Genomic DNA, 16,902 nt, shown 5'->3' with positions numbered 1-16,902 from the left:
GCCATGAAGACAACTCTCCCCGCGCCTCGGCGCATGGCCGCCGTACTGGCTTTGCTGGTCTTCCCGGCCGCTAGCCAGGCCCAGATGCCCGTGCCGGACAGCGTGGCTGCGCCATCCTTGTTTGCGGGCAAGGTGGGCCTTGCCGACTATACAATCAACCGGGGCGTGGCGCGCATCGCCGTCGAAACGGACGGGAATGACGTACCGGCCGATGGCCAGAGCCCCGTCAAGGTGACGGTCAGGCTGTATGACGAGCACGGCAAGCCCTTGACGGGCACGGCCTTGCTCACCATCGAGGCCAGCGGCGGGCGCATCTTGTTGCCCGGCGCCCGTACGGATGAACTGGGCCCCGAGCGGCGCGACGTGGACAAGGTCACGCCGGGCACGCAGCTGGCGGTGGAGAATGGTGTAGCGAGCTTCAGCCTGCTGGCCCCGTCCACGCCGCAGGACGTGCTGCTGCGCGTGTCGGCCGGCAGCGTGGCGGCGCAGGGCACGATCAGTTTCCTGCCAGAACTGCGCGACATGCTGGCCGTGGGCTTGATTGACGGCATCATCAGCAAGCGCAGCCTGTCGAGCAGTTCCATTTCACCATCGCGCTTCAACGATGGTTTCGAGCGCGACATACAGCGCTGGAGCCGGGCATTCAACAATGGCAAGGCCAATGTGGCGGGCCGCGCGGCCATGTTCCTGAAGGGAACCATCCGTGGCGACGCCTTGCTGACGGCCGCCTACGATTCGGACAAGGATACGCGCGCGCGCCTCTTGCGCGATGTCAATCCGGAAGAGTTTTATCCCGTCTACGGCGACAGTTCCGTGCGCAACTTCGACGCCCGTTCCAGCGACCGCCTGTACGTGCGCATCGACCAGCAGAAAAGCTATGTGCTGTATGGCGACTTTGCCACTGGCGACGGCTTCAGCCAGATGACGGGCGGCGGCGCCGTGGCCAACTTGCAGCAGAGAAAATTGGGCCAGTACAACCGCACGGCTACGGGCGGGCGCGGCCATTACGAACAGGATGGCATCGTCGCCAATGCCTTCGCCATCAACGATAGCCTGAAGCAAGTGGTCGAGGAATACCGGGCGAATGGCACGTCGGGGCCATTCGCCGTGCGCAACAATAACGCCATCGACAACTCGGAAAAGATCGAGATCGTGGTGCGCGACAAGAACCAGAATGGCAATATCGTGCAAGTGACGCAGCTGCGCCGTTTCGAGGATTACAGCTTCGAGCCGTTCAGCGGGCGCATCCTGTTCAAGCAGGCGATCCCCGCGCTGACGCCGAATGGCGATCCGCAATCGATCCGCATCAGCTATGAGGTTGACCAGGGCGGCGAAAAATTCTGGACCCTGGGCGTGGATGGGCAAGTACAACTGGGCAAGATGGTCTCGCTCGGTGGCTCGGCCGTGGAAGACAAGAATCCCTTGTCGCCGTACAAATTGCACAGTGTCAATGCGGGCTTGCGCTTCGGCGAGCACAGCCTGCTGGTGCTCGAAGTGGCGCGCACCACGTCCACCAGCTACAGCGCGGGCGGCAACATCTACACGACGCCGTCGGGCCAGGCGGGCGAGCTGCGCGATGAAGTCAGCGGCAATGCGGCCCGGGTCGAGCTGCAGCACAAGGATGAGAAGCTGGAAGCGAAAGTCTTCTGGAGCCGCTCCGACAAGGACTTCAACAACACGGCGGCAGGCATCACGGGCGGACGGGGCGAGGCGGGCGTGAAGGCGGGCTACAAGCTCAATCCCGCCGTCACCGTGTATGGCGAGGCCATCCGCAGCGACGAGCGCAGCACGGATGCGCGCCGCGATGCGCAGCGCCTGGGCGTGGCCTGGAATGCCAGCGAACGCTGGCTGCTCGACGTCTCCGTCCAGCACATGAAGGAGAGTGGCGGCATGCCGTCGACGGCCGGCATCGCGCCGAATACCTCGCCGCTGGGCACGGGTCTCAATCCCACGGGCGGCTTCTTTGGCAACGGCACGGCGAACACGGCGATCGACCCCGTCACGGGCGGCAGCATCACCACGTTTGCGCCTATCAATCCCGGCGCGGGTGCAGGCGCGACGGTGCCGCTGGACGCCACCACCGTGCGCCTGGGGGCGCAATACAAGGCCACGGAGCGCTGGACCTTGAATGGCGACGTGGAAAAAAGCATTTCCGACGCGGACCAGCACCGTTACGGCCTGGGTGCGCAATACCAGTTGGCCGAACGCAGCCGGCTGTACGCGCGCTATGAAAACCAGACGGGCCTGGCGTCCGCCTATTCGCTCAATCCGGCCGACCGCAGCACCAGTTTTGTGGCCGGTGCGGATACGGGCTACATGCCGGGCGGTACCGTATTTGGCGAGTACCGCATGCGCGACGCCATGGATTACAGCCTGAGCAACCAGCGCGACTTGCAGCTGGCATCGGGCTTGCGCAACACGTGGAACCTGGGTGAAGGGCTGGCGGCGAACACGAATGTGGAATATCTGAAAGTCATGAACGGCCAGCAACAGCAAGCCGTGGCCGTGGCGGCAGGCTTCGACTATTCGGTCAATCCGCTGTGGCGCGGTTCCGTCAAGCTCGAGTACCGGCGCTTGTTCGACAGCGAAATCGCGCCGGGCGACCAGCGCCAGGATCAATGGCTTAATACCATCGTCTGGGCGCGCAAGCTGAGCCGTGACTGGACTTTGCTTGCACGCAACTACCTGCTGTACACGCGCAACAACGACGACGCCAGTGGTGCGCCCGTGGGTAACGTGCTGCAGGATCGGGCACAGCTGGGCTTTGCCTGGCGGCCCGTGGATGACAACCGTTTCAACGGCCTGGCACGCTACGAGTACAAGACCGTGCGTGACCAATCGCAGATCGATGGCGACAATTACCGCGCGCACATCGTTTCCACGCACCTCGACTACCACCCCAGCCGTCCGTGGTGGTTCACGGGCAGGGTTGCCGCCAAGCACAACAACGACAAGAACTTGCCTGTGGGCCAGGAAAAGTACACGGCGTGGCTGTTTTCCGGGCGCACCGTCTACGACATCAGCAAGCACTGGGACATCGGCGTGCTGGCGGCCGTGATGGGCAGCCCGCAAGGGGGCAGCCGCCAGTGGGCGAACGGCGTCGAAGTGGGCTATCTGCTGGCGCAAAACCTGTGGCTGTCGGCCGGCCACAATTGGTCGGGCTTTTCCGACCGCGACCTGACGGGCGCCGACTACACGGCGCGCGGAGCGTATTTGCGCCTGCGCTTCAAGTTCGATGAAAACCTGTTCAAAGGCAAAGACGCCACCATCAACCGTACCCTGGCCCGGCCATGAAAACTACCATGACTCCCTCACTGATACCGACGATGACACCGATGATGACCCCCATGATGAAACTGATACCGCTGGCCAGCCTGCTGGCCATGGGCCTGGCCCAGGCGGCCACGCCGACCCTGCCAACGGCGCCGCTGGCCATGCCCCAGCTGCGCATCAGCGACCAGGCCGTCTCTGCCGACCAGCAGGCTTACCGCCTGCTGCAGGAGCGCATCAAAAAGCTCAACAATGGCGGCGTGCGCGTGGGCGACTATTACCTGTCCAAGGCGCAATGCTGGCTCGACGTGTCTTTCCACGAATACACGCGCAACGACCGCTCGGCCTTCCCTCTGCAGGCGTTACAGGAATCGGCCAAGATCGTTGCCGCGCTGGAAGACGGCAGCATGCCCAATCCCGGCGACGCCACGCCGCTGGTGAACGACGCCACGCGCCTGCGCGACGATCTGTGGGCCAGCTTTGGCAAGCTGCGCGAGTCGCCGGGCTTCGCCTGTGCGGCGCAAAAGGTGGCGTGCGGCGAAGTGGAGTTGGTGCATGCTGGCAACGAATACAAGCAGCAGGGCTGGCGCCACGCGAACCCGTATGTGCAGCTGGCCGAGGATGCGCAGGCGGCAGGCCAGTCCGCCGTAGCGGCGTGCCCGGCCGACAAGCCGAAGCGGGAACCGCAGCCGGAAATCCTGCCGCCGCGCATCGCGCATGAACGCGTCACGCTGGACATGGATGCCTTGTTCCGCTTCGACAAGGCGGGCGCGGCCGACATGTTGCCGCAGGGCGTAGAGAAAATCCGCGCACTGGCGGAGCGCCTGAAGCAGGGCTATGTGCAGATCGATACGCTGTCCGTGACGGGTCACACGGACCGCCTGGGTACGGACAGCTATAACCAGGCCCTGTCCGAGCGGCGTGCGTTGACGGTGAAACAGTTGCTGCGCGAGCAAGGCATCGCCAATGTCATCAGCGCCTATGGCAAGGGCAAGGCGCAGCCGCTCGTCGCCTGCGAGAAGGTGACGCCGCGCGCCGCGCTGATCGCCTGTTTGCAGCCGAACCGCCGGGTGGAAATTGAATTGACGGGTGTCAAGCGTTCAGTGAAAGAGGACGGCGCACCTTAGCGCTACGTCATAAGCCGGTCATATGCCGCTGCTATGATGCTTTTGTTGGCACACAGCATGCGGTGCGCAGGTCACTACGTTCCGGGAGCGATAGGATGCAGGCATGACTCAACAGCTTAGCCGGTGAGCTCAACCATCGGCACCAGACATGTAAAATTTGTTTTTTAATAATGATCGCAGGGTGAGGCAGGGAAATGCAGGGATCGGGCAGGGATTTAATGAAGTCCTAAGCCTGACTCAACGAAGGGCTGGCATAGTGGATACATGGCGCACGGAAACCCCGGGCGCAGGGTTGCCGGACACCTCAATGACCGGCACGATTTCCACTTTTTCATGTGTTTTCCTGCTTTATCCCTGCGCTCTGAAACAGCGTTTCAACCGGCTACCGCAATCTGCGAAGCCGGTTTTTTTTGCCTGTTTTTTCTTCCTCCCGGCGCGGCGGCGCCGGGAATCCAGCCTAGCCTGCCTGTTTCGCCAGCCACGCATCGACCGCCGGCAGGCGCTCGGCGCGTACCTTGATGCGGTACTTGATGCCGGCTACGGAACTGTCGGCGTCGCCGCGCGCGCTGGCCGGCAGGTGCGCTTGCGCGTATGCTTCCAGCTTGGCGATCATGTCCGGCTGCGCCGAACCGGCCGCCAGGCGTGGGAAGTAGCGGCTGCGCGAGCTAGCGTCGATGCGCGCATTGACTTGCTCCAGGTGCGCCAGCGCGAAGTCGAAGGCCAGTTCCGGATGCCGGCGCGAAACGCGCGAGATCATGGCCGGGCTGTTGGTTACGCCCGGTTCCTCCGTCAGCGCCAGCGCCAGCGCACGCTGCGCCAGGGCCGCATCGTCGGTCGAGGCCAGCAAGTCGTACAGTTGGTTCTTGACCAGCGGCGTCTTTTCCTGCTGCGCCCTGGCGTGCAATTGCTCCCAAGTGGCGGCGTCCGCATGCTGCGCCACCACGCCCAGGATGGTGCGGCGCAGCGGCGCGGGCATGGCGGCCGCATTTTGCTCACCGGCCTGCTCGCTGGCCGCGTAGCGGCGGCGCGCCTCTAGCAGCACGCCGGGCTCGCCCATGTCGCCGAGGATGGAAATCAGGCGTCCGCGCAGGGTCGCCACGCTCGATGCCTCGCCCGCGCGCGCCTCCCAGCCCGTCTGCGCCATCATCGGCGCCAGGCGCGCCATGGCAAAGCGGCCGAAAGCCTGCTGGCGCGCTTTGCTTTCCACGCTGTCGCCCGCATATTGCTCATACAGACCGTTCAGCGAGGCGGCCACCCGGCCCAGCACTTGCGGATCGGCCGACAGCTGCGTGGCCTTTACCAGTTCCAGGAAGCCGGCCGGGTCTTGCAGGCCCGCCATGCCCAGCGACTGGCTGTCTGCCAGCAAGCCCAGCTGGTCGATCGGCGCCAGGCGCGCGAAGCTGCCCGCCAGCGCGCGCGTGTTGGCGGGAGCGTACAGGGTGCGGTAGTAGCCGCTCTGGCCCGCATTCACCAGCAGGGCGCCGCAGCCGGGCACGTTCAGGGTGGCCTTGCCATTCTTGAGCACCACCTTGGCCAGCTTGCCGTTGCCGACCGTCGAAGCGATCACCGGCACTTTCCACGACAGCGGCTTCTTGTCCGGCTGGTCCTTGGAAAATTCCGTCTGCGTCAGGCTCACGCGCGTGCTGCCCTTCCTGCACACGGCTTGGCCCACCGTAATCATCGGCACGCCCGGTTGCAGGGTGAAATCATGGGCGATGGCGCTGACAGGCTTGCCGGCGGCGGCATCGACTTCGCGCCACAGGTCGTCGGATACCGTATTGCCATACGCATGCTTGCGCATGTAGCTGCGCACGGCCTTGCGCCAGGTATCGGCGCCCACGTACGCTTCGAGCATGCGGATCACCGCTTCGCCCTTCTGGTAGGTGATGCCGTCGAAGGCCTGGCTGGCTTGTTCCACGGTGGCGATGCGCTGCACCACCGGATGCGTGGTGCGCAACGCGTCCTGGCTCATGGCCGATTCGCGCCCGCCCACGTTGGACAGGGCCGTGTTCCACTCCGGGTGCAGACGCTCCGTGGTGCGGCTTTCCATCCACGACGCAAAACCTTCGTTGAGCCACAGGTCGTCCCACCAGCGCATGGTGACCAGGTCGCCGAACCACTGGTGCGCCATTTCATGCGAGAGGGTGGTGTAAATATTTTCCTTGTCGGACTGGGTCGAGATTGCCGGATCCAGCAGCAGGCCGTATTCGAAGGTGAAGACGGCGCCCCAGTTTTCCATGGCGCCGAAGAACTGGCTGCGGCCCGGCGCGGCGATGTTGTCGAGCTTGGGCAGCGGGTAGCGCACGCCGAAATAATCGTTGTATTCGCGCAGCAGCGCGGCCGATTCGTCGAGCGCGAAGCGGCTTTGCGCCAGCGCGCCTTTCTTCGTGATGACGCCCACTTCGGTGCCGTCGGCCATTGCCGTGGCGCGCTCGAAGTCGCCCAGGCCAAAGAACAGCAGATAGGTCGACATGCGCGGCGTGGTGGCGAAATACACGTGCTTCATGCCATTGCCCAGGTCTTCGCTGCTGGCAATGGGCATGTTACCGACGGCCATCTGGTTGCTCGGCACGATCACGTCCAGCGCGAAGGTGGCCTTGTAGTCCGGCTCATCCCACGATGGCAGCATGCTGCGCGCATCCGAATTTTCGAATTGCGTGTACAGCGCCCGCTGGCGCCCTTGCGGCGTGTCGTAGTCGAGCGAGAACAGGCCCGTCGCCTGCGTGCCGATCTTGCCGCTGTAGTCGATGCGCAACAGGTACTCGCCCTTGGCCAGCGGCTCGGCAAAATGCACGCTGGCCGTCTGCTTGTCCGCATCGAACTCGATCTTGCGCGTCACCTGCTTGCTGCCGCCTGCGCCTTCGATGGCGGCGGCGGTAAACGCCAGGTTCAGGGCATTGAAGGTGATGCTGGCCGTTGGCGTGTCGACGGCCACCTTGATGGCGGCTTCGCCCTTGAAGGTGGAGGCGGCGGCGTCCGGCGTGATCGACAGGATATAGTGCAAAGGCGTGACGCCGCGCGGCAGCTGCGTGGTGGTGCCAAGGGCGTGGCTGGCCGACGCGTATTTGGCGGCGGGGGCGGCGTGGCCCGTGTTGAAAGCGGTGGCGGCGGTCATTGCCAGGACGGCGGCGGCCAGTTGGCTGCGGCGGAAACGCGGAGTCGGAATGCGATGCATGGTATGCCCTTGGTTCATGAGTAAAACGCCCGCCAGTCGGATAGACTGCGAGCGTTGATGGCGGTAGCGGGACATCGCTGGAACTGAAAGCCAGCGTTCCCGTACAGCAATCTAAGGTGAAACAGGGGTAAAGTCAACGCGCCAGGAGTGCCGCAGCATGACGGTGCGCTGGTATGATGGGCGCCTGACTGCATTGCCATAGGCTGGTGCCGCAGCTGATGGTCAACCACCATCCACCACCATAACAAGACGAGACCTGCACATGAAACTGACTATCAGCCCCCGCACGCCCAATCCGCGCCGCGTCACCATGTTCATCGCCGAGAAGGGCATCACCGGCATCGAGGAAGTGGCGCTTGACCTGATGGCGGGCCAGCACCGCGATCCCGCCTTCCTGGTGAAAAACCCGCTGGGCCGCGTGCCCGTGCTGGAGCTGGCGGACGGGCGCGTGCTGACCGAGACGCGCGCCATCTGCACCTACCTGGAAGGCTTGCAGCCGCAGCCCAACCTGATGGGCGAAGGTTTCGAGGAACGCGCCTTCATTGAAATGGCTGACCGTCGCGTGGAACTGCATCTGTTCAGTGCCGCCGCCAACTGGGTGCGCCATGGCCATCCGGCCCTGGTGGCGCTGGAAAACCCGCAGTTTCCCGACTTCGCCACGGCGCAGGCGGGCAAGCTACGCGAAACGGCGCAATGGCTGGACCAGGTGCTGGCCCAGCAGCCGTACATCGCCGGCGACCGGTTTACGATTGCCGACATCACGGCTTTCTGCGCGCTGGAATTTGCGCGCGGCCTGATGAAGTACCGGCCGGGCGCGGAAGGGCTGCAACACTTGCAGGCCTACCGCGACCGCATCGCCGAACGCCCCAGCGCGCAGGCGAAGTAAGGGCCGAATGCAGAACGCCTGCGCCGGAATCCGGTGCAGGCGTTCTTCTTTGCCAGGTGCCGTCAGGCCGGGTTTACTTCAACAGCCTTACTTCAGCAGCCTTACTTCAGCTGCTCCAGCAGGAAGGTGTAGGTCAGCGCCCACATCAGCGCCTGCTGGTCGTTGTTGGCGGCGCCCGCATGGCCGCCTTCCGTGTTTTCCCAGTACAGCACGTCGTGGCCTTGCTCTTCCATCTTGGCCACCATCTTGCGCGCATGGCCAGGGTGGACGCGGTCGTCGCGCGTCGAGGTGGTCAACAGCACGCGCGGATATTTCTTGTCCTTGAAGACGTTCTGGTACGGCGAGTACTTGCTGATGTAAGCCCATTGTTCCGGCACGTCCGGGTCGCCGTACTCTCCCATCCACGAGGCGCCCGCCAGCAGCTTGTTATAGCGGCGCATGTCGAGCAGCGGCACCTGGCTGACGACGGCGTTGAACAGGTCGGGCCGCTGCACCAGCACGGCGCCCGTCAACAGGCCTCCATTGCTGCCACCCATGATGCCCAGGTGGCGCGGACTGGTGACCTTGCGCTTGATCAAATCCTGCGCCACCGAGATGAAATCGTCATACGCGCGCTGGCGGTTTTCCTTCAGCGCCGCCTGGTGCCAGCGCGGGCCGAATTCGCCGCCGCCACGGATATTGGCCAGCACATACACGCCGCCCTTTTCCAGCCACGCCACGCCCGTGGTGCCGCTGTAGCTTGGTTTCAGCGACACTTCGAAGCCGCCGTAGCCATACAGCACGGTGGGGTTGCTGCCGTCGAACTTCGTCTTCTTGCCCATGATGGCGAAATACGGCACTTTGGTGCCATCCTTCGACGTCGATTCGAATTGCTCCACCTTGTACGGCGCCGCGTCGAAGTAAGCTGGCAGCGACTTGATTTTTGTCCGCTTGTCGCTTTGCGCCGTGGCCAGGTACAGGGTGGTCGGGTTGAGGAAGTCCGTCACCGTCAGGAAGTACTGGTCCGTGTCGACCGGGTCGAGCGCGCTGACGGCCAGGGTGCCCAGTTTCGGCGCATCGACGGCGCGGCGCTGCCACTTGCCGTTCACGTGGCGCAGTTCTGTCAGGCGGTTCTTGACCTTGTCCAGGGTCGTCACGAGGATGGCCGACTTGGTCGGTGTGACATTGTCCAGTGAAGACGTGGCCGTGGGCGCGTACAGCACTTCGAGCTCCTGCTTGCCCTGCATGAAGGCATTGAAGTCCGTCGCCAGCAACGAGCCTTGCAGGTAGGTCTTGCCGTTCACTTTCCAATCCGAGCGCAAGGTGATGATCAATTGATCGCGCACAGTAAACACGGTGGCGTCGTCCGGTTTCGGCACTTTCTTCAGGCTTGCGCCGTCGCGCAAAAAGGTTTCGCCACTGTAGAAATCGATTTGCCGCTCGATGAACTGGTGTTCGTGGCCGGGCGTGAAGTCCTTGTAGGCGCCGGCGCTCAGGTCGTCGGGTTTCGCTTCATACAGCGTGTGCGCCTGCGCCAGCGGCGTGCCGCGCCGCCACTCCTTGATGATGCGCGGGTAGCCCGAGCTGGTCATGGTGCCGGGGCCGAAATCGGTGGAGACGAACAGGGTGTCCTGGTCGATCCAGCTGGCGCTGCCCTTCGCTTCCGGCAGGATGAAGCCGCCGTCGACAAAGGTGCGTTTCGCCACGTCGTATTCGCGCACCACCTTGGCGTCACCGCCGCCGCGCGACAGGGAAATGAGGCAGCGTTCGCCCTTCGGATACAGACAGGAGGCGCCGCCCCAGACCCAGTTTTCATTCTCGCCAGCGGCCAGCTGGTCGAGGTCGATCACGGTTTCCCAGGTCGGTTCGGCTTGCTGGTACTGCGCCAGGGTAGTGCGGCGCCAGATGCCGCGCACATGCTGGGCGTCGCGCCAGAAATTGTAGTAAAACTCGCCTTCCTTGCTAACGTAGGGAATGCGTTCCTTCGAATTGAGGATGGTTTTCAGGCGCGCCTGCAGGGCCGGGAAGCCGGGCCGGGCTTCCAATTCTTTGGTGGTGACGGCATTGTGCTGTTTGACCCAGGCCAGCGGCTTGTCGCCGAGGACTTCTTCCAGCCACAGGTGGGGATCGGCGGGAGACGTGGACGCGGCGGGCGTGGGTGCCTGTGCATGGGCGATGCCCGCTGCGGCCAGGCCGAGCAGCATGCTGCTGGCGAAGGTACGATATGACGACATAGAGGGTTCCTGGTTGGTCCGATGGAGGCCGCGTTGCAGGCAAAACGGCGCACCTATGGTGCCATGGATTGCTGGGAGGAACCAGTGTCTATGGACGACTACTTAAAAAATAATTGCTTTTCAAATATTGTTTGCTGGAATGGACGCAGGCCGCAGAATCTGCGGTGTGTTGCGCCTTTCAAGATACGCCAGGCCCGATCAGGGAGGTTACGCTGAGCCGCGTCTTTTCAACATCGCCGCCGTCTAGGTGATAAATCCACAATGCATCATTGTCGCGGCTGTCGATAAACAGGATGCGCGTGTTTTCCTCGCCGATGGCCAGGCAAGCCGCCAGCTCGGCAAGACTGAACGGTGCTGCCTGCTTTGATCCTGTTCCCCCCACTTGTGCCAGGGCCTGCGCAAAGCCTGCCAGCTGCCTGACTGCCAGATATCGTGTTCCATCCACATCGACCTCTTTGCACAGCGCATCCAGGCGGTACAGTGTGAAGTGATCTTCATCCTTGAAAATCGCCACGTCGGGACGTGACTTTCCGCTGTTGAGGTGATCGAGATAGGCCTGGGGCAGGGCCACTTTTTCCTTCGCCAGCAATTTTTCCAGCTGCTTGTTGCTTTTCTTCGCTACCCTGGCGGCCTTGGGTGCGACCGCCTCGCAAGCCTGCGCTGTCCAGGCGACTGGATTGAACTGGAATATCCTTGAACATACGGGACAGTGCAGGAACATGAAGGTCATGCTCTTGCCAAGGGCCGATTTCAGAAAATCGCCATCGGCTGCATCGAGTGCGTTACTGTCAAAATGATGGCCGCAGGCGTCGTGGTAGGGGCAAGTGATGTCTGTCATGGTCAGATTGGTGTGGCATTGAAGTAGTGTTCCATGCGCAAAGCGATCTCCTCTTTTTCTTGCGGATAAGATGCCTTGGGGTTTCTTTCCCAGTAGGCAATGCCTTCGTTCAAGGCCCATAAGGCTTTTTCATGATTGCCAGCCATCAGATAAAAATCGCAGGCCCTGGCATGCGAGCCTTGCGCTTGGACAAAGGGCAGGGGCGCATTTTCCCAGTTGGACCGCAGGCATGCTCTTCGTTATGGCGGTTGGCCTGAAAATGGATGGCCTGGACGAATTCGTTCTGCGTGCGCTTGACGGTTAGCTGGCTTGGCGAGAACTTGAAGCCCGCTGCGGTCAGCGGCTCCAGCAAGAACGCTTCAATATTGGCGATGATCAGCGCTTTTGGCTTCATTGCGTTTCCTGGCATGGGTCGGTTGCGCCGCCTTGCTGTCAAAACGGCGCTGCCATGTTGCCATAGATCAGTGCCAGCGTACGCTGCGGCGGGCAATCGTGCGAGGAGACCTGCTTTTTTGGCTATTTTTCCTGCACGACTCCGGGCGCAGCGTGGTGGCCAGGCAGCCTGGCCACTACCTTGATTTCGAACTGGAAACCATACAGCCATGTCACGCCAACGGCCGTGACCGTCGGGTACGGCGCATGGCCCCAATATCCGGCCTGCACGATATCCCAGATGCGCTGGAAGTTCGATTGCGGGTCGACGATAAAGATGGTCACATCCTGCACGTCGCCGAAGGTGCAGCCGGCGGCCTGCAAGATGGCGTTCAGGTTGTCGAACGCGCGCCGGACCTGGGCCTCGAGCCCGGGTTCTGGCGTGCCGTCTTCGCGGCTGCCGACCTGTCCCGACACGAACAACAAGCCGTTGGCGCGCACGGCCGGGGAATAGCGGTTCTGTTCATACAGGGCTTGGCGGCCCGGAGGGAATACGGCGTCGCGTTTGTTGATTTCCGAGTTCATTGAGTGCTCCTTGGTCTTGCAGCGAAGTTGCTGCATGGAGAACACTGTAATCATCGTTCGCCTGCGGATAAAGCGGCAAGATCGGCCTAGACTATTTGTATAATCAAAACAATCGGGTGGAGGAGGTGTGGATGGACAGGTTTGATGCGATGAAGGCGTTCGTGCGGGTGGTCGAGACGGGCAGTTTTACGCGGGCGGCCGCGACCTTGCACATGAGCCGCACCACGGTGACGCAGCTGGTGCAGCAGCTGGAGGCGCGGCTGCGCCTGAAACTGCTGAACCGCACCACGCGCAAGATCAATGTGACGGCCGATGGCGCCGCCTACTACGAGCGCATCGTGCAGGTGCTCGATACCCTGGAAGAAATCGAAACGAGCTTGCCGCATGCCGCCGCCTTGCCGCGGGGCCATTTGCGGGTGGACGTGCCCAGCCCGCTCGCCGCTTTGCTGCTGGTGCCGGCGCTGCCCAGGTTTCATGCGCTGTATCCCGACATTGTGCTCGACATGGGCGCCAGCGACCGCATTGTCGACGTGATCGCCGACAATGTCGATTGCGTGATACGCGGCGGTGACATCACCGACCAGTCGCTGATGGCGCGCAAGCTCGCCGACTTGCCACTGGGCGTGTATGCGGCGCCGGCCTACCTGCAACGGGTAGGGACCCCCTTGCATCCGCTGGAATTGCAGGATAGCGCGCACCGTATCGTGCGTTTTCGTTGGACCCGCAGCGGCAATGGCTTTCCATATGTAATGCACCACGAGGGCCGGAGCATCAAGATCCATGGCCAGTACGTGCTGTCGATCGACGATGGCAACGCCTACCTGGCGGCCGGGGTGGCGGGGCTGGGCGTGCTGTGGCTGCCTGATTATATGGCGCGGCCGCACGTGGCCAGGGGCGAGCTGCTGCCGCTGTTCGACGCATGGACGGTCGACGCCATGCCGCTCTATCTCGCCTATCCCCCTAACCGCCATGTCAGCAAGAAACTGCGCGTCTTTATCGACTGGGTGGCCGAACTGATGGCCCAGCATTCCGCCCGCCCTGTCACCATCACGGCAGCTGATTGACCCACACCGGCGCGGACCAGACGACGTTGCCGTCATCCTGCGTCAGCCGCGCGTAAAAGAAATGCGGGCCGGGCGCGGGCGTGAGGGTGACCTCGGCCTGATCCGACACTTGTGTGACGGAGCCGTTGCTTCCCGGCACACCGTGGAAAATGGCGACGGCGGCCGCTTGCCGCCCCGCGCTGTTGCTGAAACTGATGACCAGGTGCAAAGGACCGCTATTCTCGAAGCGCTCGCCCATCAACTTGCCATTGGCAGTAAACAGTAACTGCGCATGCTTGTCCATGGTGGCAAACACGCGGCGCGCGCGCAGCGCTGCGAGGAAACTGTCGCGTGAAACGGGCATGCTGGCGGTCGGGCTGGCCACCAGCACGGCCGTGCGGTTGCCGTAGGCCGCGCCCCAGTTGGCGCAATGGTTGTCCTGGTTGCTGCTGAATGCCACATGATAGCCGGCGGCCAGCGCCCGGTTGCAAGCCGCTTCATAGTTGCTGCGCCGCGTCTCCGTTTCCTGGTCGTTGGTGGAAAAGGCGGACGTGTTCACGACTTCGCACAGCATCATGGCCGCGTCGCCGTCCGGTGTGTAGCCCAGCGGCTGGCCGTTGACGAGAAACTGACCCGCCGACGCAGGGTGGTTGAACTGGCCGATCCAGCCCCGTTCGCGCATCAGCGCGTACAGGCCCGCGTAATCGCCCTTCGGCGTTTCCAGATCGGCCAGCAATTCGCCGCTGGCATTTCTTTCCCAGCCCAGCAACTGCTCGCTATTGACAATGTTCAGATGGCCGCCTTTGTTGATGACGCCCCATTCCATGCCGTACAGGGCCAGGAAGCCCGGGTGGGCGGCCGTATAGGCAGCCGCTTCGGCCAGCCCCGTCTGGTACAGGGCTTTTGCTTCGGCAGGGTTGGCAAGTGCATTCGTCCCATCGGAGCCGTCGTACATATGGTTGTGCTCGGAGGTCAGCAGGGCGTCGAGCCCATGTTGCTGCGCATACCTATACGCATCGATGGGGCCGTAGGGCGCCGTTTGCGGTTCCTGCGCGCCACGGCAAGCGTCGAGCGCCGCGCCGCCGTCGCTGTGGCGCGTCTGGCTGTGCAGGTTGGCGTAGACGATGCGGTAGCCGGGCTGGCCTTCCAGGCTGGACAGTTGTTGCAGGCCCGCCTGGAAGGCGGGCACTCTGGGTGCCGTGCTTGCGCCCCGCTGCACCTGAATGTGCCATTGTTGTTCCACTTGCGCCTCCTGCGGCGTGCCGGCGTCCGCCACGGCCAGCAGGCGCAGCTGGTACAAGCCGTCCGGCACCAGCACGCGCCGCTCGCGCGCATCGGCGTCGGCGCGGCCATCCCAGGGCAAGGCCAAGCTTACGCCGACGGCCCCCAGCTGTTCGCTTCCCGACCAGCGCCGTAGCACGGCGCCTTGCGGCCCCGGACCGGACAGCGTCAGCGTCCAGCGCACCGCATGGGTGCGGCCGCCGTCGGGATAATCGAGGCGGACCAGAAATGTGCGTGACTGCGAGATGCGTGACTGTGAGGTGCGCGTCCGCGTGGCAGTATCAGCGCGCACGGCGCGGAAGGGCGCGACGACGGTGGCATCGAGTTCGCTGTGTTCCTTCGGCTCTTGCGCGGCGGCAGTGTTGCTCCACGTAAGGAGTAACACGCCAGCGCACACGCAAGCCAGCCAGGGTGGCCAAGGTGACCAAGGTAAGCGTAAACGGCGGCTCAGTGTCTTGACCATCGTGGCCTCCCGTGACTGCTTGAGATGGTAGTTAGACAAGAGATGCGACGTGCTGGTTCCCGCATGCACCAGCAAGTGGCGCGCTTGCACCGTGAGGTGCCATGATCTGGCGCAAAGCAGGTGCGAATGGCGCTGTGTGCCCCTCAAGATAGCTGGCACGGCGCTTGCTAAACAGAAGGTACGGATCAACGGCGATCCCCTGAATAAACGCACAACGGTCCAACGACGGACCACATGGACAACGGCGTCCGCCCAGGCTGATCTTGCATCGGCGGGGCGGGCGCCGTTTTTGTTTGCATTTTTGTTATTTTCGGGATACTTCGGGAACCAATCATGGCCAGCCAAAAAGCAACGCGCATCGCGCTCTTCTCCCTCGCCACGCCGCCCATGCGGGCATTCCACCTGACGTGGATGGCATTTTTCGTGTGTTTCTTCGCCTGGTTCGCCTGCGCTCCACTGATGCCTGTCATCAAGGGCGAGTTCGGGCTTTCCCTTGCGCAAGTGGCGAATATCAATATCGCGGCCGTCGCCATCACCATCCTCGTGCGCCTGATCGTGGGGCCATTGTGCGACCGCTACGGCCCGCGCAAGACGTATACGGGCTTGCTGCTGCTGGGCGCCATTCCCGTGCTGGGCGTGGCGGCCTCGCAAAGCTATGAAAGCTTTTTGTTTTTCCGCCTGGGCATCGGCGCCGTCGGCGCCAGCTTTGTCATTACGCAATATCACACCTCCGTGATGTTCGCGCCCCGCGTGGTGGGGACGGCGAATGCGGCTGCCGCCGGCTGGGGCAATGCGGGCGGCGGGGCGGCGCAGGCGCTGATGCCGCTGTTGCTCGGTGCTGTAGTAATGCTGGGCGTGTCCGAATCGCTGGGCTGGCGTGTCGCCTTGCTGGTGCCGGGCGTGCTGATGCTGGTGATGGCCGTGCTGTACTGGCGCTATACGCAGGATTGTCCTGAAGGAAATTATTCGGACTTGCGCGCTGCCGGCACGGCCATCGAAGGTGGCAAAGGTGGTGGCAAAGGCGGCGGCTGGGACAGCTTCAAGGCGGCCAGTTCCAACTATCGCGTGTGGCTGCTGTTCGTCACCTACGGCGCCTGCTTCGGCATCGAGATTTTCATTCACAACATCGCCGCCGTGTACTACGTCGACCATTTCGGCCTGTCTTTGAAATCGGCCGGTCTGGCCGCCGGCAGCTTCGGCTTGCTGGCCCTGTTTGCCCGCGCCCTGGGCGGCTGGATGTCCGACAAACTGGCCCTGCGCGGCAACCTGAACAGCCGTGTGACCCTGCTGTTCATGCTGATGATCGGTGAAGGCGTCGGCTTGCTGTGGTTTGCCAAAGTCGATAGCGTCACGTACGCCGTGATCGCCATGCTGGTCTTCGGCCTGTTCACCCACATGGCTTGCGGCGCCACGTATGCGCTGGTGCCCTTCATCGACAGCAAGGCATTGGGCGGCGTGGCCGGGATCATCGGCGCGGGCGGCAACGTGGGCGCCGTGGCGGCCGGCTTCCTGATGAAGGGCACGGGCGACATCCGCCAGACCCTGATCATCTTGAGCGCGCTGGTGGTGATCTCGGCCCTGTGCGCCATCGCCGCCCGTTTCACAGGTCTGGCGGCCGAACCGAACATGGCCGCGGCCTGAGGAGACAA

Annotated in this window: 12 protein-coding genes; 5 read left to right on the top strand and 7 right to left on the bottom strand. The window is 63.2% G+C overall.

Annotated features, from left to right (window positions below; all coding sequences use genetic code 11):
• Positions 1–3 precede the first annotated feature (3 nt).
• Together ACP7DE_RS01410 and ACP7DE_RS01405 are read left to right on the top strand one after the other, a co-directional pair.
• Positions 4–3,294: a hypothetical protein gene (locus tag ACP7DE_RS01410; RefSeq protein ID WP_426070408.1), complete on the top strand. Its 3,291-nt coding sequence runs from the start codon at positions 4–6 to the stop codon at positions 3,292–3,294.
• A gap of 8 nt (positions 3,295–3,302) precedes the next feature.
• Positions 3,303–4,397 carry an OmpA family protein gene (locus tag ACP7DE_RS01405; protein ID WP_426070407.1) on the top strand — a complete coding sequence of 365 codons (1,095 nt, stop codon included), beginning with the start codon at positions 3,303–3,305 and terminating at the stop codon, positions 4,395–4,397.
• A gap of 457 nt (positions 4,398–4,854) precedes the next feature.
• Here the strand turns inward: ACP7DE_RS01405 and ACP7DE_RS01400 are convergent, their stop codons facing one another.
• Positions 4,855–7,572, bottom strand: coding sequence for a M1 family metallopeptidase (locus ACP7DE_RS01400; RefSeq protein WP_426070406.1), 2,718 nt, complete (start codon positions 7,570–7,572; stop codon positions 4,855–4,857).
• A gap of 262 nt (positions 7,573–7,834) precedes the next feature.
• On the opposite strand from ACP7DE_RS01400, the gene ACP7DE_RS01395 reads away from it, so the two are divergent.
• Positions 7,835–8,458, top strand: a complete 624-nt coding sequence (locus ACP7DE_RS01395; protein ID WP_426070405.1) for a glutathione S-transferase family protein — start codon at positions 7,835–7,837, stop codon at positions 8,456–8,458.
• A gap of 101 nt (positions 8,459–8,559) precedes the next feature.
• Here the strand turns inward: ACP7DE_RS01395 and ACP7DE_RS01390 are convergent, their stop codons facing one another.
• The 5 genes from ACP7DE_RS01390 to ACP7DE_RS01370 all read right to left on the bottom strand — a co-directional run bounded on the left by ACP7DE_RS01390 (position 8,560) and on the right by ACP7DE_RS01370 (position 12,466).
• On the bottom strand, positions 8,560–10,671 hold the full coding sequence (locus ACP7DE_RS01390) for a prolyl oligopeptidase family serine peptidase (RefSeq protein WP_426070404.1): 2,112 nt from the start codon (positions 10,669–10,671) through the stop codon (positions 8,560–8,562).
• 178 nt (positions 10,672–10,849) lie between these two features.
• Positions 10,850–11,509: a hypothetical protein gene (locus tag ACP7DE_RS01385; RefSeq protein ID WP_426070403.1), complete on the bottom strand. Its 660-nt coding sequence runs from the start codon at positions 11,507–11,509 to the stop codon at positions 10,850–10,852.
• 2 nt (positions 11,510–11,511) lie between these two features.
• On the bottom strand, positions 11,512–11,655 hold the full coding sequence (locus ACP7DE_RS01380) for a hypothetical protein (RefSeq protein WP_426070402.1): 144 nt from the start codon (positions 11,653–11,655) through the stop codon (positions 11,512–11,514).
• On the bottom strand, positions 11,655–11,903 hold the full coding sequence (locus tag ACP7DE_RS01375) for a hypothetical protein (RefSeq protein WP_426070401.1): 249 nt from the start codon (positions 11,901–11,903) through the stop codon (positions 11,655–11,657). The genes ACP7DE_RS01380 and ACP7DE_RS01375 overlap by 1 nt, the downstream gene beginning before the upstream one ends.
• A gap of 122 nt (positions 11,904–12,025) precedes the next feature.
• Positions 12,026–12,466, bottom strand: coding sequence for a RidA family protein (locus ACP7DE_RS01370; RefSeq protein WP_426070400.1), 441 nt, complete (start codon positions 12,464–12,466; stop codon positions 12,026–12,028).
• A 131-nt stretch (positions 12,467–12,597) separates the two neighbouring features.
• Between ACP7DE_RS01370 and ACP7DE_RS01365 the strand changes: the two genes are divergently transcribed.
• A complete protein-coding gene (locus ACP7DE_RS01365; protein WP_426070399.1) occupies positions 12,598–13,530 on the top strand; it encodes a LysR family transcriptional regulator in 933 nt (310 codons plus the stop codon).
• Here the strand turns inward: ACP7DE_RS01365 and ACP7DE_RS01360 are convergent.
• Positions 13,514–15,175: a CehA/McbA family metallohydrolase gene (locus ACP7DE_RS01360; RefSeq protein ID WP_426070398.1), complete on the bottom strand. Its 1,662-nt coding sequence runs from the start codon at positions 15,173–15,175 to the stop codon at positions 13,514–13,516. The two genes, ACP7DE_RS01365 and ACP7DE_RS01360, sit on opposite strands and share 17 nt — an antisense overlap.
• A 411-nt stretch (positions 15,176–15,586) precedes the next feature.
• Here ACP7DE_RS01360 and ACP7DE_RS01355 point away from each other — a divergent pair, with 411 nt between their 5' ends.
• Entirely contained in the window at positions 15,587–16,894 is a 1,308-nt protein-coding gene (locus ACP7DE_RS01355; RefSeq protein ID WP_426070397.1) for an MFS transporter, read from the top strand.
• Positions 16,895–16,902 lie beyond the last annotated feature (8 nt).

It is taken from the genome of Janthinobacterium sp. DSP2-3-3, assembly GCF_049897325.1.
Taxonomy (GTDB): Bacteria; Pseudomonadota; Gammaproteobacteria; order Burkholderiales; family Burkholderiaceae_D; genus Janthinobacterium.
This window is presented reverse-complemented; position numbering and strand designations above follow the sequence as displayed.

Excerpts from the sequence above, each read along its gene's own strand:
- ACP7DE_RS01400 (WP_426070406.1), bottom strand. The coding sequence starts at position 7,572 with ATGCATCGCATTCCGACTCCGCGTTTCCGCCGCAGCCAACTGGCCGCC.
- ACP7DE_RS01390 (WP_426070404.1), bottom strand. The coding sequence starts at position 10,671 with ATGTCGTCATATCGTACCTTCGCCAGCAGCATGCTGCTCGGCCTGGCC.
- ACP7DE_RS01355 (WP_426070397.1), top strand. The coding sequence starts at position 15,587 with ATGGCCAGCCAAAAAGCAACGCGCATCGCGCTCTTCTCCCTCGCCACG.
- ACP7DE_RS01395 (WP_426070405.1), top strand. The coding sequence starts at position 7,835 with ATGAAACTGACTATCAGCCCCCGCACGCCCAATCCGCGCCGCGTCACC.
- ACP7DE_RS01370 (WP_426070400.1), bottom strand. The coding sequence starts at position 12,466 with ATGAACTCGGAAATCAACAAACGCGACGCCGTATTCCCTCCGGGCCGC.
- ACP7DE_RS01410 (WP_426070408.1), top strand. The coding sequence starts at position 4 with ATGAAGACAACTCTCCCCGCGCCTCGGCGCATGGCCGCCGTACTGGCT.
- ACP7DE_RS01385 (WP_426070403.1), bottom strand. The coding sequence starts at position 11,509 with ATGACAGACATCACTTGCCCCTACCACGACGCCTGCGGCCATCATTTT.
- ACP7DE_RS01365 (WP_426070399.1), top strand. The coding sequence starts at position 12,598 with ATGGACAGGTTTGATGCGATGAAGGCGTTCGTGCGGGTGGTCGAGACG.
- ACP7DE_RS01405 (WP_426070407.1), top strand. The coding sequence starts at position 3,303 with ATGACTCCCTCACTGATACCGACGATGACACCGATGATGACCCCCATG.
- ACP7DE_RS01375 (WP_426070401.1), bottom strand. The coding sequence starts at position 11,903 with ATGAAGCCAAAAGCGCTGATCATCGCCAATATTGAAGCGTTCTTGCTG.
- ACP7DE_RS01380 (WP_426070402.1), bottom strand. The coding sequence starts at position 11,655 with ATGGCTGGCAATCATGAAAAAGCCTTATGGGCCTTGAACGAAGGCATT.